This window comes from Enterobacter sp. BIDMC 27 (genome assembly GCF_000534415.1).
GTDB classification, from domain to species: domain Bacteria; phylum Pseudomonadota; class Gammaproteobacteria; order Enterobacterales; family Enterobacteriaceae; genus Enterobacter; species Enterobacter hormaechei_C.
Genome location: NZ_KI973178.1, coordinates 4,271,767 through 4,290,635 on the forward strand (window position 1 = coordinate 4,271,767; position 18,869 = coordinate 4,290,635).

The 18,869-nt window shown below is 57.6% G+C and carries 20 protein-coding genes; 6 read left to right on the top strand and 14 right to left on the bottom strand.

The genetic code is table 11. The features are described from left to right. The first annotated feature begins 206 nt into the window (after nt 1–206). The 4 genes from L463_RS02820 to L463_RS02805 all read left to right on the top strand — a co-directional run bounded on the left by L463_RS02820 (nt 207) and on the right by L463_RS02805 (nt 4,836). Nucleotides 207–1,751 carry a PTS transporter subunit EIIC gene (locus tag L463_RS02820; RefSeq protein ID WP_023295148.1) on the top strand — a complete coding sequence of 515 codons (1,545 nt, stop codon included), beginning with the start codon at nt 207–209 and terminating at the stop codon, nt 1,749–1,751. 12 nt (nt 1,752–1,763) lie between these two features. Continuing rightward, nucleotides 1,764–3,131 carry a 6-phospho-alpha-glucosidase gene (locus L463_RS02815; protein ID WP_023295149.1) on the top strand — a complete coding sequence of 456 codons (1,368 nt, stop codon included), beginning with the start codon at nt 1,764–1,766 and terminating at the stop codon, nt 3,129–3,131. Nucleotides 3,132–3,220: 89 nt separating this feature from the next. After that, the gene (gene sseA / locus L463_RS02810; RefSeq protein ID WP_017383536.1) at nt 3,221–4,066 is read left to right on the top strand and encodes a 3-mercaptopyruvate sulfurtransferase; all 846 of its coding nucleotides are present in this window, start codon (nt 3,221–3,223) and stop codon (nt 4,064–4,066) included. Then, nucleotides 4,066–4,836, top strand: coding sequence for a MurR/RpiR family transcriptional regulator (locus tag L463_RS02805; RefSeq protein WP_023295150.1), 771 nt, complete (start codon nt 4,066–4,068; stop codon nt 4,834–4,836). Before sseA ends, L463_RS02805 begins: the two co-directional genes overlap by 1 nt. 17 nt (nt 4,837–4,853) lie before the next feature. On the opposite strand, the gene sseB is transcribed toward L463_RS02805, so the two are convergent. The 11 genes from sseB to trmJ form a co-directional block, all read right to left on the bottom strand. Continuing rightward, nucleotides 4,854–5,630 carry an enhanced serine sensitivity protein SseB gene (sseB, locus tag L463_RS02800; protein ID WP_017383538.1) on the bottom strand — a complete coding sequence of 259 codons (777 nt, stop codon included), beginning with the start codon at nt 5,628–5,630 and terminating at the stop codon, nt 4,854–4,856. Between the two features lie 141 nt (nt 5,631–5,771). After that, nucleotides 5,772–7,058, bottom strand: coding sequence for an aminopeptidase PepB (pepB, locus tag L463_RS02795; RefSeq protein ID WP_032103984.1), 1,287 nt, complete (start codon nt 7,056–7,058; stop codon nt 5,772–5,774). Nucleotides 7,059–7,119: 61 nt separating this feature from the next. Next, nucleotides 7,120–7,320: a Fe-S cluster assembly protein IscX gene (gene iscX, locus L463_RS02790; protein WP_003860650.1), complete on the bottom strand. Its 201-nt coding sequence runs from the start codon at nt 7,318–7,320 to the stop codon at nt 7,120–7,122. A gap of 1 nt (nt 7,321) precedes the next feature. Further along, the gene (gene fdx, locus L463_RS02785) at nt 7,322–7,657 is read right to left on the bottom strand and encodes an ISC system 2Fe-2S type ferredoxin (RefSeq protein ID WP_003860652.1); all 336 of its coding nucleotides are present in this window, start codon (nt 7,655–7,657) and stop codon (nt 7,322–7,324) included. A 1-nt stretch (nt 7,658) separates the two neighbouring features. After that, entirely contained in the window at nt 7,659–9,509 is a 1,851-nt protein-coding gene (gene hscA / locus L463_RS02780) for a Fe-S protein assembly chaperone HscA (RefSeq protein ID WP_023295152.1), read from the bottom strand. Between the two features lie 14 nt (nt 9,510–9,523). Continuing rightward, the gene (hscB, locus tag L463_RS02775; RefSeq protein ID WP_003860657.1) at nt 9,524–10,039 is read right to left on the bottom strand and encodes a co-chaperone HscB; all 516 of its coding nucleotides are present in this window, start codon (nt 10,037–10,039) and stop codon (nt 9,524–9,526) included. A 76-nt stretch (nt 10,040–10,115) separates the two neighbouring features. Further along, nucleotides 10,116–10,439, bottom strand: coding sequence for an iron-sulfur cluster assembly protein IscA (gene iscA, locus L463_RS02770; protein ID WP_003860659.1), 324 nt, complete (start codon nt 10,437–10,439; stop codon nt 10,116–10,118). 13 nt (nt 10,440–10,452) lie between these two features. Further along, nucleotides 10,453–10,839, bottom strand: coding sequence for a Fe-S cluster assembly scaffold IscU (gene iscU, locus L463_RS02765; RefSeq protein ID WP_003860661.1), 387 nt, complete (start codon nt 10,837–10,839; stop codon nt 10,453–10,455). 24 nt (nt 10,840–10,863) lie between these two features. Continuing rightward, nucleotides 10,864–12,078, bottom strand: coding sequence for a cysteine desulfurase (gene iscS / locus L463_RS02760; RefSeq protein WP_003860663.1), 1,215 nt, complete (start codon nt 12,076–12,078; stop codon nt 10,864–10,866). A 119-nt stretch (nt 12,079–12,197) separates the two neighbouring features. Then, complete coding sequence (gene iscR / locus L463_RS02755; protein ID WP_015572158.1) at nt 12,198–12,689, bottom strand: Fe-S cluster assembly transcriptional regulator IscR; 492 nt, start codon at nt 12,687–12,689, stop codon at nt 12,198–12,200. A 236-nt stretch (nt 12,690–12,925) separates the two neighbouring features. After that, nucleotides 12,926–13,651, bottom strand: a complete 726-nt coding sequence (gene trmJ / locus L463_RS02750) for a tRNA (cytosine(32)/uridine(32)-2'-O)-methyltransferase TrmJ (protein WP_015572157.1) — start codon at nt 13,649–13,651, stop codon at nt 12,926–12,928. A gap of 132 nt (nt 13,652–13,783) precedes the next feature. On the opposite strand from trmJ, the gene suhB reads away from it, so the two are divergent. Continuing rightward, complete coding sequence (suhB, locus tag L463_RS02745; RefSeq protein WP_003860668.1) at nt 13,784–14,587, top strand: inositol-1-monophosphatase; 804 nt, start codon at nt 13,784–13,786, stop codon at nt 14,585–14,587. Nucleotides 14,588–14,648: 61 nt separating this feature from the next. Here the strand turns inward: suhB and L463_RS02740 are convergent, their stop codons facing one another. Together L463_RS02740 and L463_RS02735 are read right to left on the bottom strand one after the other, a co-directional pair. Further along, complete coding sequence (locus tag L463_RS02740; protein ID WP_032103981.1) at nt 14,649–15,629, bottom strand: nickel/cobalt transporter; 981 nt, start codon at nt 15,627–15,629, stop codon at nt 14,649–14,651. Continuing rightward, entirely contained in the window at nt 15,620–16,258 is a 639-nt protein-coding gene (locus L463_RS02735) for a DUF1007 family protein (protein WP_023295155.1), read from the bottom strand. Before L463_RS02735 ends, L463_RS02740 begins: the two co-directional genes overlap by 10 nt. 125 nt (nt 16,259–16,383) lie before the next feature. Between L463_RS02735 and csiE the strand changes: the two genes are divergently transcribed. Next, nucleotides 16,384–17,661, top strand: coding sequence for a stationary phase inducible protein CsiE (gene csiE, locus L463_RS02730; RefSeq protein WP_023295156.1), 1,278 nt, complete (start codon nt 16,384–16,386; stop codon nt 17,659–17,661). Here the strand turns inward: csiE and L463_RS02725 are convergent, their stop codons facing one another. After that, nucleotides 17,662–18,801, bottom strand: a complete 1,140-nt coding sequence (locus L463_RS02725; RefSeq protein WP_023295157.1) for a 3-phenylpropionate MFS transporter — start codon at nt 18,799–18,801, stop codon at nt 17,662–17,664. It abuts the gene before it with no gap. Nucleotides 18,802–18,869 lie beyond the last annotated feature (68 nt).

The following is an 18,869-nucleotide window of genomic DNA, read 5'->3' on the forward strand; positions in this document are numbered from 1 at the left end:
AATTTTATAATCTGGAAAGCGCCTCGCAGAATGGCATCACGCCGCCACACCGTGATGGAACGGCGATCACACAGCGTAACGTAACATGTTACCTTTCGCGTCATTTGTTTTTAAAACAAGAAGATAGCTGGATAAGCTCGCATCAGGCCTGCTAGTTTTATGACCATGACGCACCCCGAGTGCGCGGTTCAATAAGAGAGAAAGTCATGAAACGAGCCGTGAACGCCCTACAAAATTTCGGAAAATCACTTTACGGACCTGTACTTATCTTACCCATCGTCGGCCTGTTTATCGCCTTCGGGAATGTACTGGGTAACGGCAATCTGGCCGAGTACCTGCCGTTTCTCGGCCATCCGCTGATCCAGAGTGTCGGCCAGCTGATCGCCAAATCTGCCGTGTCGGTGCTGGTCAACCTGGCGCTGGTGTTTGCCGTCGGGATCCCCATTGGACTGGCAACACGAGACAAAGGCTACGCGGCGCTGATTGGGCTGGTGACCTTTATCGTATTTATTAACGCGATGAACGTGACGTTACAGCTTCAGGGGGAACTGGCCCCTGCGGAACAGATGAAGGCCGCCGGACAAAGCATGGTGCTGGGCGTTCAGGTGCTGGAGATGGGCGTTTTCGCCGGGATCCTGACCGGGGCGCTCTCCGGTTATCTGTACAACAAATATTCCGGTGTCCAGTTTAACGGCGCGATGGCGATTTACTCCGGCCACTGCTTTGTCGCGATTGTGATGCTGCCTGTCTCTATGCTGCTCGGCGTGGTCATGAGCGAACTCTGGCCGTACGCACAGCATGGAATAAGCGCCCTGGCGCTGGCGATCAAAGGGTCCGGTCCGTTTGGCGTGGCGATCTACGGTTTCCTTGAACGCATTCTGGTGCCGACGGGCCTGCATCATCTGGTCTATACGCCGTTCCTGTATACCGAACTGGGCGGTACGCAGGAGGTGTGCGGTACGGTTTACCAGGGCGCGCGCAATATCTACTTCGCCGAGATGGCCTGCCCGGACGTGAAGCAGCTCAGCAGTACCGTGATGTGGGATGCGCGCGGCATCAGCAAGATGTTCGGCCTTCCTGCCGCCGCGCTGGCGATGTACATGACCGCGAAGCCAGAGCGTAAAGCGATTGCGAAAGCGATTCTGATCCCGGCGGCGCTGACCTCGCTGCTGGTCGGCGTAACCGAGCCGATTGAATTCTCCTTCCTGTTCGTCGCCCCGCTGCTGTTCGTGGTGCATGCGGTGCTGACCGGCATCGGCATGATGCTGTTCTCGCTGTTTGGCGTTCACGCCATCGGCGCCAACGGGATTATCGATTTCATCCTCTACAACCTGCCGCTCGGCACGGAGAAGTCCAACTGGCCCATGTACATCGTGGTCGGGCTGATCATGTTCGCCCTTTATTTCGTGGTATTCCGCTTCCTGATCCTGCGCTTCAACATGAAAACGCCGGGGCGTGAAGATGAGGACCAGGAGACACGTCTTTACAGCAAGCAGGAGTACCAGGCGAAGGGCAATAACGACGAGCTGGGCGAATCCATCGTGGTGGGTCTGGGCGGTCGGGAAAATATAGAGGTAGTGGATAACTGCTACACCCGCTTACGCGTTACGGTGAAGGACGTCGACATCATCGACGAACCGCGCCTGAAAGCGACCGGCGCGAAAGGGGTTATCAAACAAGGTAACAACGTTCAGGTGGTCTACGGGCTGCATGTCAAAAAAATGCGAGAAGCCGTTGAGACGTTTCTCTGAAAGGAGCTAAAGATGTTTACACCCCCATTTATTCTGTCGATTGCCGGCGGCGGTAGCACCTACACGCCAGGTATTGTGAAAAGCCTGATGGTACGTCTGCACGATTTCCCTCTTGCAGAGATCCGCCTGTATGACATTGACGAGGCGCGCCAGAACACCATTGCGCCCGTGGTGGAGAAGGTTATTCGCGACCACAGCCAGAGCATCAAATTCACCGTCACCAGCGACCCGGAAGTGGCCTTCAGCGGCGCGCATTTTGTTTTTGCCCAGATGCGCGTCGGACAGTACAAAATGCGCGAGCAGGATGAAAAGATCCCGCTGCGCCACGGGGTGGTCGGCCAGGAAACCTGCGGACCCGGCGGGCTGGCATATGGCCTGCGTACGATCCTGCCGATGGTAGAGCTGATCGATCGGGTGGAACGCTACGCGCACGAAAAGGCGTGGATCGTGAACTACTCCAACCCGGCGGCGATTGTCGCTGAGGGCGTGCGTCGCCTGCGCCCCAACGCACGCGTGCTGAACATCTGCGATATGCCGGTTGCCGCGATGCGCAATATGGGTGCCATTCTGGGCGTGGATCGCCATAAACTGGAGGTGGACTATTTTGGCCTCAACCATTTCGGCTGGTTTACCCGCGTGCGGGTGGACGGCGAGGACAAGCTGCCGGAGCTGCGTAAACATATCGCGAAGTTTGGCCTGCTGACGGAAGATGCCGCGAAAACCGACCCGCAGCACTCGGATCCGTCGTGGGTGAAAACCTGGCGCAACATCAAGCCGATTATGGATAACTTCCCGGAGTACCTGCCGAACCCGTATCTACAGTACTACCTGATGCCAAACCAGATTGTGGAGCATCAGAACCCTGACTATACCCGCGCCAACGAAGTGATGAACGGGCGTGAGAAAAAGCTGTTTGCCGCCGCCGAAGAGTACCAGCGCACCGGAATTTTACCGGACGCCTTCCACGTAGGTGTTCACGGCGAATTTATCGTCGATGTCGCCTGCTCACTGGCGTTCAACCTGCGCCAACGCCATCTGGTGATGGTGGAAAACCGCGGGGCGATTACCAACCTGCCGTACGATGCGGTGGTGGAAGTGCCTGCCTATATCACCTCCGAAGGGCCGGAGCCTGTCCGCGTGGGTCAGGTACCGCTGTTCCACCAGACGCTCCTGCAACAGCAGCTGGCCTCTGAACAGCTGCTGGTTGAGGCAACCATCGAAGGCAGCTACGAGAAAGCGTTGCAGGCGTTCACTCTGAACCGCACCGTGCCGACCATTGAGCACGCGAAAGCGATTCTGGATGAGATGATCGAAGCCAACCGCGACTACTGGCCTGCGCTGCAAAAGGCCTGGCAGGACGGTGAAGCGGTGAAAAAATAGGGGCTTGCTCGCGAGTTGAACGTGGTTAGCTTGTCGGTGTCAGAAAAAACACCGACAATCCTTTTTTACGGAAAAGAATGGAGGCAACCATGTCCACCTCATATTTTGTCGCTGCCGACTGGCTGATTGAGCACGGCGACGACCCGGAAGTTCAGATTATCGACGCGCGCATGGCCCCTCCGGGCCAGGAGCATCGTGACGTTCCCGCTGAATACCGTGCAGGGCACCTGCCTGGCGCGGTATTTTTTGATATCGAAGCCCTCTCCGATCACACCTCTCCCCTGCCGCACATGCTGCCTCGCCCGGAAGCGTTTTCCGTGGCGATGCGCGAGCTGGGCATCAGCAAAGATAAACATCTTGTTGTTTACGATGAAGGTAATCTGTTTTCCGCGCCGCGAGCGTGGTGGATGCTGAAAAACTTCGGCGTGGAAAAGGTATCGATTCTGGCGGGCGGACTTGCAGGCTGGAAGCGCGACGAACTACCGCTTCAGCAGGGTGACGTCACGCTGCCGGAAGGGGAATTTGATGCCACGTTTGACGCTAACGTGGTCAAGCGCCTGACCGACGTGCTGGTCGTGAGCCACGAAAACACGGCGCAAATCGTCGATGCGCGTCCCGCTCCACGTTTCAACGCAGAAGCGGACGAGCCGCGTCCGGGACTGAAACGCGGACATATCCCGGGGGCGCTGAACGTACCGTGGGGCGATCTGGTGTTTGAAGGCGAGCTGAAAACCACCGATGAATTGCGTGCCATTTTTGAACGTCAGGGCGTGGATTTGCATCGTCCGGTTATTGCCAGCTGCGGCTCCGGCGTGACGGCCTGCGTGGTGATCCTGGCGCTGGCAACCCTTGGCGCGAATGACGTGACTCTGTATGACGGCGCCTGGAGTGAATGGGGTGCACGGGACGATCTGCCGGTTGAACCGGCGAAATAATGGATAACCGCCTGGCAACGCTGTTAACGCGCGGATCGTCGCTGACCCGCGCGGAGTATCGCGTCCTCGCCCACCTCACTGAGCATCCATTGCTGGTGGGCAACATCACGGTGCGCGAGCTGGCGCAGGCGACATTTGTCTCTACCGCGACGATTATGCGGCTGTGTCAGAAGCTGGGGTTTAGCGGCTTTAGCGAGTTTATCTGGCACTGCAAGCAGCTGCTTTCTGACACGCCGCATATCACCGTACAGCCTGAGCAACATGCGGAAATGCCCGCGCTTTTTGCCCGGTTCATTGCTAACTATCAGCAGACCTTCCAGTGGGTCACCCAGGACAAACGCCAGCAGTTTGCCAGCCTGCTGCGCCAGAAAGAGAGCTTCTTTCTCTACGGCGCCGGGTTTTCATATCTTTTTGCCGAATACCTGACCAAGAAGTTGCAGGTGCTGGGAAAAACGGCGTTCATCTCCGGACCGGGGGACAGCCGGAATATTTTCCTCAGCAACGCCGCGCGCTATCAGGTGTTTATTGCCGTTTCGCGCAGCGGCGAAACGGAGCAGGTACTGGATAAAGCGCGGATCGCCAAAAACGTCGGCATGACCATCGTCGCGTTTACCCGCGCGTCGGCCAATACGCTGGCGGGTATGGCGGACGTGCATTTTGCCCTCTATGACGAAGCGGTACATTTCGCCGCCGAAGCCGCAGGGGTGACGTCGTTTGAGTCGAATCTGGTGCTGCTGATGGATTTACTGCTGCTGGAAGCAACGGGGTGAAGATCACCCCGCCGTAATCAGATAATGCGGTTGGTCTTGAGATCGCGCAGGAAGCCGCCCCAGCGACGCTCGTAGAACGGGGTGATGTGCTCGGTAATAAAGTGGCTGATCCCCTTCTCACCTTTCTTCACCTGACAGATATCAATTGGCTCATCGCCCGGCAGGGTGTCGGTTGCCACGCTTCCCGTTGCCTGGATGATCTCGTCGATATCGCCGTCGGCCTCAATCCCTATCAGCAGAACAGGCTTTTCGTCAGCGCTCTCTTTGATGGAGCAGAGAAACGCGCGTTTTACCGGCTTGATGGTTTTAAACAGCGTGGTCAGGGAGTCAATCATCTGCGCGGGCGGCTCGGCCACTTCAGACAGCAGCAGCGTTTCGCCCCCTTCCAGCACCTCCTGAGTGCTGAGCGGGTTGCCCTCGTCACCAATCAGGTGGCTGATTTCGCGCGGAGTAAACTCTTTCCCGGTCGGCAGTTTGGCGTTGAGGAACAGCGTCTGCCCCAGGGTCATTTCGAACAACGTGCGCACCGGCATCACCACGAACGCCTGTTCGTCTTCTACCGCTTCCTGCAAGGCCTCGAGCGAAGTAAAGAACGGGATCACCGAGGTGCCGTCGTCTTTCTCCCAGTGCAGCAGATCCAGCGCGCTGTCTTCGACAACCTGCTCCCCTTCCGCCGCGGTACCCGGCACCCAGACGGTGGATTCCAGCAGCGTGCGGAAAAATGCCGGACGGTGGGCGGGCTCGGCCGCCGCCTGCTCCAGCAGGGTTTCTAATTCGTTTTTGGTTTCTGACATAGTTTGGCTACTTCAAAAAACGCCGGGTGGCGCTTCGCTGACCCGGCCTACAAAACCGTAGGCCCGTGCAAGCGCAGCGCCGCCGGGCAATACGATGACTCCGAAGGCGCGCGTAAGCGTAGCGCTACCCGGCAAAAAAGATCACTCAGCCGTCAGCAGGTTCGCCACGGTACGCACGCCCAGACCGGTCGCGCCCGCAGACCACTGCTCAACCGCCGCTTTACGGTAGGTTGCGGAGCAGTCAATGTGCAGCCAGCCTTCATGGTAGTTCTCAACGAAGTGAGACAGGAAGCCTGCTGCGGTGCTTGCCCCCGCCGGGTACGCCGCGCTCGCGGTGTTGTTCAGCTCGGCGAAGTTGGACGGCAGCTGGCTGCGGTGGAACTCGGCCAGCGGCAGACGCCAGAACGGTTCGTTTTCCGCCGCCGCGCTGGCCAGCAGGCGATCGGCCAGCTTGTCGTCGAAGCTGAACAGGGCGTGATAGTCGTTACCCAGCGCGGTTTTCGCCGCGCCGGTCAGGGTTGCCATGTCGATAATCAGCTCCGGCTTCTGCGCAGAGGCGTCGATCAGGCCATCGGCCAGCACCAGACGGCCTTCGGCGTCGGTGTTCATCACCTCAACGTTTTTACCGTTGCGGTAGCGAATGATGTCGCCCAGCTTGAAGGCGTTGCCGCTCACCATGTTGTCCGCGCAGCACAGGTAGAGCTTCACGCGCTTGTTCAGGCCACGGGTGATGGCGAACGCCAGCGCGCCGGTGATGGTGGCCGCACCGCCCATGTCGGACTTCATGGAGTCCATGAACGCGCTCTGCTTCAGGCTGTAGCCGCCGGTGTCGAAAGTGATGCCTTTTCCGACCAGACAGGCAAAGACCGGCGCTTCTTTATCGCCGGTTGGGTTGTAATCCAGCGCCAGCAGGACCGGAGGACGCTCGGAGCCACGGCCCACGGTGTGGATGCCCATGTAGTTCTGCTCGCGCAGGTCTTCACCTTTGGTGATGCGGTAAGACATCTTGTCGCCCGCCACGCCGCACAGCAGGTCGACGGCGCGCTGCGCCAGCTGCTCAGGGCCTAACTCTTCCGCCGGGGCGTTGATGGTGTCGCGCACCCAGTCGATAATTTGCAGGCGGCTTTCCAGCTCTTTCTGACTGGCTTCGTCGAGGTTCGCCCACTCGATTTTGCGGGTGCCTTTCGGGCCTTTGTAGCCTGCCCAGAACGCCCAGCTGCGGTCGGTGTCCCAGCCTTCGCCTTCCAGCGACACATGCTTAATGCCAAGGCCGTCAATTTTACGCGCGGCGCGCTGGATCAGGCCCAAATCATCATTGCCCGTCAGGTGCAGGGTAATACCGTCGTTGTTGATGCTGTAGGTGGCTTTTTCGCCCCAGCGTGAGTCGGCTGGCTGCGTGGAGAGCGTAATCTTCATCGCTTCGGTCATTTTATTTATCCTTATTAGCAACTAGCAAACGGGCCGCCTGAAGGCAGCCCGTTTATGTTATCTATTCTGCTTCATCTAACCAGACTAACAGAATCGCCTCCAGAATTTTTTCATTGGATGCGTTTGGATCGTCGTCAAAATCTTCCAGATCGCAAATCCACTGATGCATATCGGTGAATCGTACGGTCTTCGGATCGAGATCCGGGTTCGCGTCGTAGAGCGCCTCGCCGATTTCACGGCTGTCTGTCCACTTCAGTCCCATATCAATGCTCGCGTGCGTGGTTGATGGTGTAACGTGGGAACTCTACGACCAGATCTTCATCGGTCACCGCGGCCTGGCAGCTTAAGCGGCTGTCGGGCTCCAGACCCCATGCTTTGTCCAGCATGTCGTCTTCGTCTTCGGTGCTCTCTGCAAGCGAGTCGAAACCTTCACGCACGATGCAGTGGCACGTTGTGCAGGCACAGGATTTTTCACAGGCGTGTTCCACTTCGATACCTGCACGCAGGGCTACATCGAGAATGGTTTCACCGGTCTTCGCTTCCAGAACAGCGCCATCCGGACAGAGGTCCGCATGAGGCAAAATTACAATCTTTGGCATATTAAACCTCGTCCACGGACTGGCCTTTCAGCGCGACGCGGACAGATTTGTCCATGCGGCGAGCAGCGAAGTCCTGGGTTTGTTTATCAACGTTTTTAATGGCTTCTTCTATTGCGTCAGCGTCATTGCCTTCGGCGACTGCGCTTAAGCGCGCGGCAGCGTCGTCAATCATCTGGCGCTCAGCGGCGCTTAACAGCGCGGCATCGGCAGCGAGTGCGCCGTTCAGGCTTTCCAGCACGCGTGCGGCTTCCACTTTTTGTTCGGCCAGCATACGCGCCTTCACATCCTGCTCGGCGTAGCTCATTGAGTCCTGAATCATGGAGGCGATTTCGCCATCGGTCAGGCCGTAGGACGGCTTCACCTGGATGGACGATTCCACGCCGGTGGATTTTTCCATCGCCGTGACGCTCAGCAGGCCGTCCGCATCCACCTGGAAAGTGACGCGAATATGCGCCCCGCCCGCCGGCAGCGCCGGAATGCCGCGCAGCGCAAAGCGCGCCAGAGAGCGGCAGTCCTGCACCAGCTCGCGTTCGCCCTGCATCACGTGAATGGACATCGCGGTCTGGCCGTCTTTGAAGGTGGTGAACTCCTGCGCGCGCGCCACCGGAATGGTGGTGTTACGCGGAATGACTTTCTCCACCAGGCCGCCCATGGTTTCTAACCCCAGCGACAGCGGGATGACGTCCAGCAGCAGCATTTCGCTGTCCGGCTTGTTGCCGACCAGGATATCGGCCTGGATAGCGGCGCCCACGGCAACTACTTTGTCCGGGTCGATAGAGGTCAGCGGCGTGCGGCCAAAGAATTCGCCCACGCGCTCGCGCACCAGCGGCACGCGGGTTGAGCCGCCAACCATGACCACTTCCAGCACCTCGCTGGCCTCCACGCCCGCATCTTTCAATGCGCGACGGCAGGCCAGCAGGGTACGCTTAACCAGAGGCGCGATCAGTTCGCTGAACTGATTGCGGGTGATCTCACCCTGCCAGCCCGCAACGTTAACCGTGACCGACTGCGCGTCGCTCAGGGCGATTTTGGCGTCGATGGCCGCATCCAGCAGTTCACGCTGTACGCGCGCATCGCTGCGATCGCTGATGCCCGCCTGCTCGCGGATGTAGTCTGCCAGCAGATGGTCGAAGTCATCGCCGCCGAGCGCGGAATCCCCGCCGGTCGCCAGCACTTCGAACACGCCGCGGCTCAGGCGCAGGATTGAAATATCAAACGTCCCGCCGCCGAGATCGTAAACCGCAATCACCCCTTCCTGACCGGAATCGAGGCCGTAGGCAATGGCCGCCGCCGTCGGTTCGTTCAGCAGACGCAGCACATGCAGGCCCGCCAGACGCGCGGCGTCTTTGGTGCCCTGACGCTGTGCATCGTCGAAGTAGGCCGGAACGGTGATTACCACGCCGTCCAGATCGCCGCCAAGCGTCGCCGTGGCGCGCGCCGCCAGCGCTTTGAGGATGTCAGCGGAAACGCGAATCGGGTTCAGCAGACCGGCAGACGTCGCGATCATCGGCAGGCCGTTTTCGCTGGCCTGTAGCTGATACGGCAGATGCGGGTAACGGGTCTGGATATCAGCCAGCGAGCGGCCCATCATGCGCTTAACCGAGCTGATGGTGTTGGCCGGATCGCGTGCGGCATTAGCGCGGGCATCAAACCCGACCGCGTGACCCTGCTGCTGGTAGTGGACCACGGAAGGCAGCAGATGGCGCCCCTGCTCGTCAGCCAGCGTTTCCGCCTGGCCGCTACGCACGGTCGCCACGAGAGAATTGGTGGTGCCCAGATCAATACCGACCGCCAGACGACGCTGGTGCGGTGCGGCGCTTAAGCCTGGCTCACTAATTTGTAATAAGGCCATAATTGCTTCCGAAATTAAAAATCGAGCAGCTTTTCTTCGAGTTGTTCAGCACTGCTTCGCAGTTTATCGAGAAAACGGAGTTTGCGCACAGTGTCTGCCGCCACGTCCCAGGTCTCGTTGTTCAGTTGCTCCACCATCTGCTGATGGCGGGTATCGAACATGCCCTTTACGCGCGTGATAAAGCTTTCCAGGCGCGCTTCGTCTTTAGCCTGTTCAATTTCATCCAGCTCTTCGCGCAGCTCCAGCTGTTCCATCAGAAAGGCGGTGTCGCGTACGGTATGCTGTTCGCTCGCCAGATCGAAACCGTGGAGCGAGAGCAGATATTCTGCACGCGCCAGCGGATGACGCAGCGTTTGCCAGGCCTGGTTGATGGTTGCGGAGTGTGACACCGCAGCCAGCTGCTCTGCCTGCGTCCCGCTGGCGAATTTATCCGGATGGTACTGACGTTGGAGATCCTGAAAACGGACCGTCAGCGCCTGGAGATCGATCGGGTATTGAGCGGGTAGTCCGAAGAGAGTGAAGTAATCCATAACAATCTCAGGGGTAGCCTGTTAGAACAAACCCCACGCGTAGCAAAGCCACGGTGGGGTTTCGGATGACGCGCGGTTAAACGTGGAAGCTTTCGCCGCAACCACACTCGTCTTTGACGTTCGGATTCGTGAATTTGAACCCTTCGTTTAGGCCTTCTTTTACGAAGTCCAGCTGAGTGCCGTTGAGGAATTGCAGGCTTTTGCCATCGACCACCACCTTCACGCCCTTGTCTTCAAACACGGTGTCATCAGACGCCGGTTCGTCAACAAACTCCAGTACGTAAGCCATACCAGAACAGCCGGAGGTACGTACGCCCAGTCGCAGGCCAAAGCCTTTACCACGGTTCGCCAGAAAAGAGCTTACTCGCGCGGCAGCGCTGTCGCTAAGGGTAATCGACATACTCAAACCTCAATTATTTTGCTTCACGTTTGCTTTTGTAATCCGCAATGGCGGCTTTGATCGCGTCTTCTGCCAGAATTGAGCAGTGAATTTTCACCGGCGGCAGTTCGAGTTCTTCAGCAATATCCGTGTTCTTGATTGCCTGTGCTTCGTCCAGAGACTTGCCCTTCACCCATTCGGTGACCAGGGAGCTGGAAGCGATAGCAGAACCGCAGCCGTAGGTCTTGAAGCGCGCGTCTTCAATGATACCTTCATTGTTGACTTTAATCTGCAACTTCATCACGTCGCCACACGCTGGCGCGCCAACCATACCGCTACCGACAGATTCATCGCTGTTGTCAAAAGAGCCAACGTTGCGCGGGTTCTCGTAATGATCGATCACTTTTTCGCTGTATGCCATGATTGAATTCTCCTTATGTACCGATTAGTGATGTGACCATTCAATGCTGTTCAGATCCACGCCCTGCTTGAACATTTCCCACAGTGGAGAAAGGTCGCGCAGACGGCCAATGGAGTTACGAACCAGTTTGATGGTGTAGTCAATCTCTTCTTCGGTAGTAAAACGACCTAAAGAGAAACGGATAGAGCTGTGTGCCAGTTCGTCAGTCATACCCAGCGCGCGCAGCACGTAGGATGGCTCCAGGCTTGCAGACGTACAGGCAGAACCGGAAGAAACCGCCAGGTCTTTCAGCGCCATGATCAGCGATTCACCTTCAACATAGTTGAAGCTGACGTTGAGGATGTTTGGCGCGCCCTGCTCGAGATCGCCGTTCAGATACACTTCTTCCATATCTTTCACGCCGTCCCACAGACGGTTACGCAGCGTACGCAGGCGTGCCATCTCGGTTTCCATCTCTTCTTTCGCGATGCGATACGCTTCGCCCATGCCCACGATCTGGTGAACAGGCAGCGTACCGGAACGCATGCCGCGCTCGTGACCACCGCCGTGCATCTGTGCTTCGATGCGGATACGTGGCTTACGACGAACGTACAGCGCGCCGATACCTTTCGGACCATAGATTTTGTGACCGGAGAAGGACATCAGGTCCACTTTCAGCTGGCTCAGGTCGATAGGCAGTTTGCCCACGCTCTGGGTCGCATCCACGTGGTAGATGATGCCGCGCGCACGGCACATTTCGCCGATGGTTGCGATGTCCTGCACAACACCGATTTCGTTGTTAACGTGCATGATGGAAACCAGAATGGTGTCATCACGCATGGCCGCTTCGAGCTCTTTCAGGTCGATGATCCCGTTGCTCTGCGGCGCCAGGTAAGTCACTTCGAACCCTTCACGCTCCAGCTGACGGCAGGTGTCCAGCACGGCTTTGTGTTCGGTTTTGCTGGTGATGATGTGCTTGCCTTTTTTCTGATAAAAGTTGGCTGCACCTTTGATCGCCAGGTTGTCGGATTCGGTCGCGCCGGAGGTGAAAACAATTTCACGCGGATCGGCACCAACCAGGTCAGCAATCTGATTACGGGCGATATCAACCGCCTCTTCAGCATGCCAGCCAAAACGGTGAGAACGGGAAGCTGGGTTACCAAAGTTTCCGTCCAGGGTCAGACACTGCATCATTTTCTCGGCAACACGCGGGTCCACCGGCGTGGTTGCGGAGTAATCGAGATAAATCGGTAATTTCATTGCTCTATAAACTCCGTACATCGCTTCAATGCAAGGAATCAGGCAACCGGCTGGATGTACGACCGAGTACACGGGGCGAGCTAACGCCCCGGCCTGATTCTGAAATACTTATCTTTTTATTACGCGCGCAGTTTAACGTCGATGGCGTCCTGCGAACGGGTGCTGCGCTGTGATTCATGGCTTTGCTGACGACCCGACACGTCCAGAACTTCCTGGTTATTCACCAGTTCACCCAGGGTGATGTTGTTCAGGAAGCCGGTCAGACGGTCGCTCAGATCGCGCCACAGCGCGTGGGTCAGGCACTTATCGCCGCCCTGGCAGCCGCCTTTACCCTGGCAACGGGTCGCGTCGACGGATTCGTCAACGGCGCTAATCACTTCGCCAACCGCAATACTGCCTGCGTCTTTACCCAGCAGATAACCGCCGCCCGGGCCACGAACGCTGGACACCAGTCCATTTTTACGCAGTCTGGAGAACAGCTGTTCCAGGTAAGAGAGGGAGATCCCTTGTCGTTCAGAAATATCAGCCAACGGAACCGGGCCCGCTTCGGAGTTGAGCGCAACGTCCAGCATCGCGGTCACGGCATAACGCCCTTTAGATGTCAGTCTCATGTCTTACTTAACCTCAAACTCGCCCCTGCCCGGGGTTTTTTATTGTAAAATGGGGGTATTGCATAGCAGGGCCAAGTCTGACATTCCTGACTAAATTGGTCAACTATTTACTTGACTGTTTTAGTCAGGTATTTAACCTTCTGTGCCGTTTTTTTTGCCCGGCGGCGCTGCGCTTGCACGGGCCTACGGGCTTTGTAGGCCGGGTAAGCGCAGCGCCACCCGGCGAACACACTGCACTACTCTTTATTCTTCTGCTCAATCGACGCCAGAATCCCGCGCAGGATGTTCAGCTCCTGGCTTTCCGGACGCGCGCGGGTGAACATACGGCGCAGCTTGTTCATCACCTGACCCGGGTGGCCTTCACGGATAAAGCCGGTTGAGAGCAGCGTCTGCTCCAGATGACCGTAGAAGCGCTCGAGGTCGTCCACCAGCGGGTAGGCCGTCTCTTCTTTAGGTTCCACCGGTTTCTCCTGCGTTGCCAGCCATGCCATGCGCACTTCGTAGGCGATCACCTGCACCGCCATCGCCAGATTCAGCGAGCTGTATTCCGGATTGGCGGCAATCGCCACGTGATAGTGGCACTTCTGTAATTCCTCGTTGGTCAGGCCAACGCGTTCACGGCCAAACACCAGCGCAACCGGCGCCTGTTCCGCTTCTGAGATGCTTTTCAGGCCGCATTCGCGCGGGTCCAGCATCGGCCAGGGCAGCGTACGGGAGCGCGCGCTTGTCCCCACCACCAGGCTGCAACCGGCCAGGGCTTCATCCAGGGTGTCCACGATCTGCGCATTCCCGATCACGTCGCTGGCGCCGGCCGCCAGAGCAATAGCCTGAGAGTCTGGTTTCACCAGCGGATTCACCAGCCACAGGTTCGTTAAGCCCATGGTTTTCATAGCGCGGGCCACAGAGCCCATGTTGCCGGTGTGCGATGTTTCGACCAGCACGATTCGAATGTTTTGCAGCATAATTTTTAAATGTCTGGATTCAGTGTCTGAAGAATATTCGGGCATATTATCATAAACGAGAGACATAATCCGATCCCGCTGCTATACTCTGCGCCGATTTTCCTGTTCTTTAACATCCAGTGAGAGAGACCGATGCATCCGATGCTGACCATCGCCGTGCGCGCAGCGCGCAAGGCGGGTAATGTAATTGCCAAACACTACGAAACCCCAGACTCCGTAGAAACCAGCCAGAAAGGCAGCAATGATTTCGTGACGAACGTAGATAAAGCCGCAGAAGCGATTATTATCGAAACGATCCGCAAATCTTACCCGCAGCACACCATCATCACCGAAGAAAGCGGTGAACATGAAGGTACCGATCAGGATGTTCAATGGGTTATCGATCCACTGGATGGCACCACCAACTTCGTCAAACGCCTGCCACACTTCTCTGTGTCTATCGCAGTACGCATCAAAGGCCGTACTGAAGTCGCCGTTGTTTACGATCCAATGCGTAACGAACTGTTCACCGCGACCCGCGGTCAGGGCGCGCAGCTGAACGGCTACCGTCTGCGTTGCAGCAATGCACGCGATCTGGACGGCACGATTCTGGCGACCGGCTTCCCGTTCAAGGCGAAGCAGCACGCAACCACTTATATGAATATCCTGGGCAAGCTGTTCACCGAATGCGCGGACTTCCGTCGCACCGGCTCTGCTGCACTGGATCTGGCCTACGTCGCAACCGGCCGCGTTGACGGTTACTTTGAGCTGTCACTGAAGCCGTGGGACTTCGCGGCGGGCGAGCTGATCGCTCGTGAAGCAGGCGCGATTGTTTGCGACTTCACCGGCGGCCATAACTATATGTCTACCGGCAACATCGTTGCAGGTAACCCGCGCGTTGTTAAAGCCATGCTGGCAAACATGCGTGATGAACTGAGCGATGCGCTGAAGCGTTAATTCAGTCTGTTAAGCCCGGTGGCGCCACGCTTACCGGGCCTACAACACGCCTCAGATACGGCTAGAAAGGCCGCAACCCCCTACCCACCGGCACCGCGCTCATCCACATTGTCGCCGCAGCCACCAGCAGAATCACCCCGCCCGCCAGCGCCAGAGTCGTCCAGCCAACCTGTCGCCACAATACCGGCGTTTTATTGCCGCTGAGTTTTACCGCCAGCTGACGGAAGCTGTGCACCAGCAGGGCTAACGAAGAGATCGTCAGAGACGTTCCCGCCGCCATCGCCAGCGCCGAGAGCATGCCCCAGCCAAATACGCCAGTCACTTTGCTGAACAACAGCACCATGATTGCGCCCGAGCATGGACGCATCCCCATTGAGAGAACAATCATCAGGCGCGCACGCCAGTCCTCACCGTTCTGTAATTGTTCCTGCGTCGGCAGATGCTGATGCCCGCACCCGCAGTTTTCATGGTGAACGTGATGCGGTGTAAAGGATTTGAATTTTGGTTTTCGCAGCAACGCGCGCAATTTTTTCAGCGCCCGCCAGCAGAGGATCAGCCCCAGCACGCCTACCAGCGCGTAACTCCCCTTCTCCAGCCAGAAGCTGCTCATATGCAGCTGGCGGGCCGGCAGCTGTAGCAGCGAAAGGACGACCACGACCAGCGCAATCGCCACACCGCCCTGAAGTAAAGAAGAAGCCAGCGTCAGGCCGATACTCGATTTCAGCTTCGACGGATGCGTGGCAAGCCAGGTCGTGATGACGATTTTGCCGTGCCCCGGTCCCAGGGCATGCAGCACGCCATAGATAAAGCTGAACGCCAGAAGAGCGCCGCCCGCTTTGGTCGGATTTTCCGCCACGGCTTTCAGCAGACCGCTCATCTGCTGATTAACTTCCCGCTGCCAGAGGATGCTTTTCATCATCACCTGCGGCCATGCCTGCCACAGCCAGAGCGCGCCGCCAACCGCTAACAACAAAAAGAGCGCCAGAGGCCAGAGGTGCAGCCAGCGACGCGGCTTACTGACGGGAGAGGAGATCACTGACATTGTAACGTCACCTCCTGCGCAAACTGTTTACCTAACTCCATGTCTTCGGGGGGCGCATCCTCTTTATCAAGAGAAACGGCAAAGTTCAGCATCTCTTCGCTGGGTTTCGGGGTGTGCACGGCAATTTTGCAGCTTTTTTGCAGCGCGTCCGGCAGCCGTACGTCGCTGTCATTGTCATAGCGCATGTCGACATAGTAGGTTGGGTCAAACGTGGAAAACCTGTACTTCTGCCCGGCCAGCGGTTGAGGGTGCGCCAGCGGAAGGATAAAGGTCAGCACCGCCTGATGTCCGTCGCGGGTCATGCCGTACACCGTGGGACGGTTGAGAAATTTCACCTTTTGTCCGTTGTGCCAGAACTCGGTGAAGTAGTGCTGACCCAGCACGTTGGCCATCACTTCCGCCGCCAGCTTTTTCCAGATCTCATCGCCGGGCTTTGCGTTTCCGGCATCGTACAGCAGGTCGGCGGAGGTGATTTCATCCATCGTCCAGCGCATTTTCAGGCCGCTGAGCAGCGTGCCGTCCGTCACCAGTTCGGTTTTCAGGCTGATAAAACTGTGAGGATGTGCGCCGGCGGCACAAGTGAAAACCGCCAAAAATAACGCTACCGCGCTTTGTTTAACTATTTGCATCTGTTCCTCACGTCAAAAATTCTGTGATGTTCGCCAGCAATCCTGAGTGAAAGGCCTGCCGGTGCGCTTTTCAGCGCCCATCCTTTAGCTATTCTTATCAAACATTCACACTGGATACCCGACAGATGATGACGACGCTTGAAATTCCATCTGTGCTTTCCAGTTCGCAGCGCCGCTGCCAGGTGCTTTTGATGCTTTACCTGCCCGATGCTGCCATCACCGCACAGAGCATAATCGCTGCCAACGGCGTGGACGACGTCATGGCACGGCAAGATATAGCCGAGACGCGCGATGAAATCCAGCGCTATCATCGGCTTGATATCGTCACGCACCATGATGGCTGCTACCGAATTGAGGGTTCCGCCCTTAATCAACGTTTGTGCCTGCTGCACTGGCTGCGCAGGGCACTTCGGCTCTGTCCACATTTTGTCGCCCAACAGTTTACCCCTGCCTTAAAAACCGCGCTTAAACAGCACGGCATTGCCCGCCCGCTTTATGACGATGCGAACCTTCGGGCGCTTATCAACTTTTGCGCGCGCAAGCTTCAGCGCCAGTTTGAGTCCCGCGACGTACAGTTTTTACAGCTTTATCTGCAATATTGTCTGATTCAGCATCATCTGGGCAATACGCCAGAGTTTTCGCCCGTTCAGCGCAGCTGGACGCAGTCCCGAGGGGAATACTTTACGGCGCAGGAAATTGTCCGCCACTGGAAACGGCGCGTCCCGCAGGGAACGCACAGCGATGAACAGCTGTTCCTGGCGCTGCTATTTATGATGCTTCGCACACCCGACCCGGTGATGGATAAACACCAGCAGGATCAGCGCCTGCGTCGCGCCATCGTGCGTATGATTGCCCGCTTCCGGGCGCAAACCGGGATGAACTTCAGCGATGAGCAGGGGCTGACCGATCAGCTTTATATTCATCTGGCTCAGGCGCTGGACCGCTCCTTATTTGACATCGGCATCGACAACAGTCTGCCGGAAGAGATCCACCGTTTATACCCCCGGCTGCTGCGCACCACTAAAGAGGCGCTGTTTGAGCTGGAAGCCGAATTTGGTCTGCGATTCTCCGGTGAAGAGATGGCTCTGGTGGCGGTGATTTTTGGTGCCTGGCTGATGCAGGAGACCGACCTGCATGAAAAACAGGTGGTCCTGTTAACGGGGGAAGATAAAGCCTGCGAAGCGTTAATTGAGCAGCAGCTTCGCGAGCTGACGCTGCTGCCGCTCAATATTCGTTATCTTAGCCTGGAGGCGTTTAAGAAGGAGGGCGCCCCCCGCGAGGCGGCGCTGGTCATTACGCCTTATCCAACCGCCTTGCCGCTGTTCTCGCCGCCGCTCATTCATGCCGTTGAGACCCTGAACACGCAGCAGCAGGAACATATTCGCGTTATGCTCGAATCATAGTTACGTGCGAGCAGCGACTTTAGGGCGGATGACGATGGCAGGTAAAGCGACCAGCGCCATCACCCAGAACACACCGTGCCCCAGGTGCTGATAGAGGAAACCGGCAAATACGGTCATCACCGCAATACTGCCGCCCATCGCCACCGCTGAATAGACCGCCTGAAGACGAATAACGTCCCCACCCTCTCGCGCCGCGATGTAGCGCATCGCCGCCAGATGGCACACGGTGAAGGTTCCGCAGTGTAGAATTTGCGCCACAATCAGCCACGGCAGCTCAGTCGTCCAGCCCATGATGCCCCAGCGCACCACGCCGCAAACGGCGGAAAGCAGCAGCAGGTCACGCGCCCCGAAACGACGGAAAAGTTTTTGGCTCAGCGCGAAGATAATGACCTCCGCCACCACGCCGAGCGACCACAGGTAGCCTACCGCAGAAGCCGAGTAGCCCGCCCCCTGCCAGTAGATGGCGCTGAAGCCGTAATAGGCCGCATGTGCCCCCTGGAGCAGACAGACGCAGGCCAGGAAACGCCAGCTTTGCGCCACCAGCGAGCGCCAGGCGGGCCAGCCGGCGCTCTCCTGATGGCGGCTTTCGCCCTGCGGCATCACCGACGGACGCAGCAACATACCGAGCAGCATCGAGGCGATGCCGAGCGTTAACAGCGCCAGAATGGCACGATAGTCATAGAGGCTGACCAGTTTCCCGACCAGCGCAGAGCCGATCACGAAGGCAATCGATCCCCACAGGCGCACGCGGCCATAGTCCATGGTGATCTGCTTTTGCCAGGTGTTCGCCAGGGCATCCGTCAGCGGCACCAGCGGGGAGAAGAACAGATTAAAGCCAACCATTACCACCATCAGCCAGGCAAACTGATGGCTGACCCAGAAACAGGCCGCAAAGACCAGCGTCAGCAGGGCCAGAATTCGCACCGCTTTAATCAGTAAGGAGGGATCGCTGACGCGGGGCGCAATCAGCAGGCTACCCAGGAAACGTGCCACCAGCCCCGCGCCCAGCAGGATGCCAATGGTCTCAGGCGTCAGACCAATTCCCTTGAGCCAGACGCTCCAGAAAGGCAAAAAAATACCGTAACTAAAGAAATAGGTGAAATAGCTGAGCGCCAGCCAGCGCGTGGAATGCAAGACCATGAATCCCTCCCGAAATGGAGGCGATAGTCTGGCGTTAATCCCTGACTTTAGCAAGTCGTTAGCGCGCT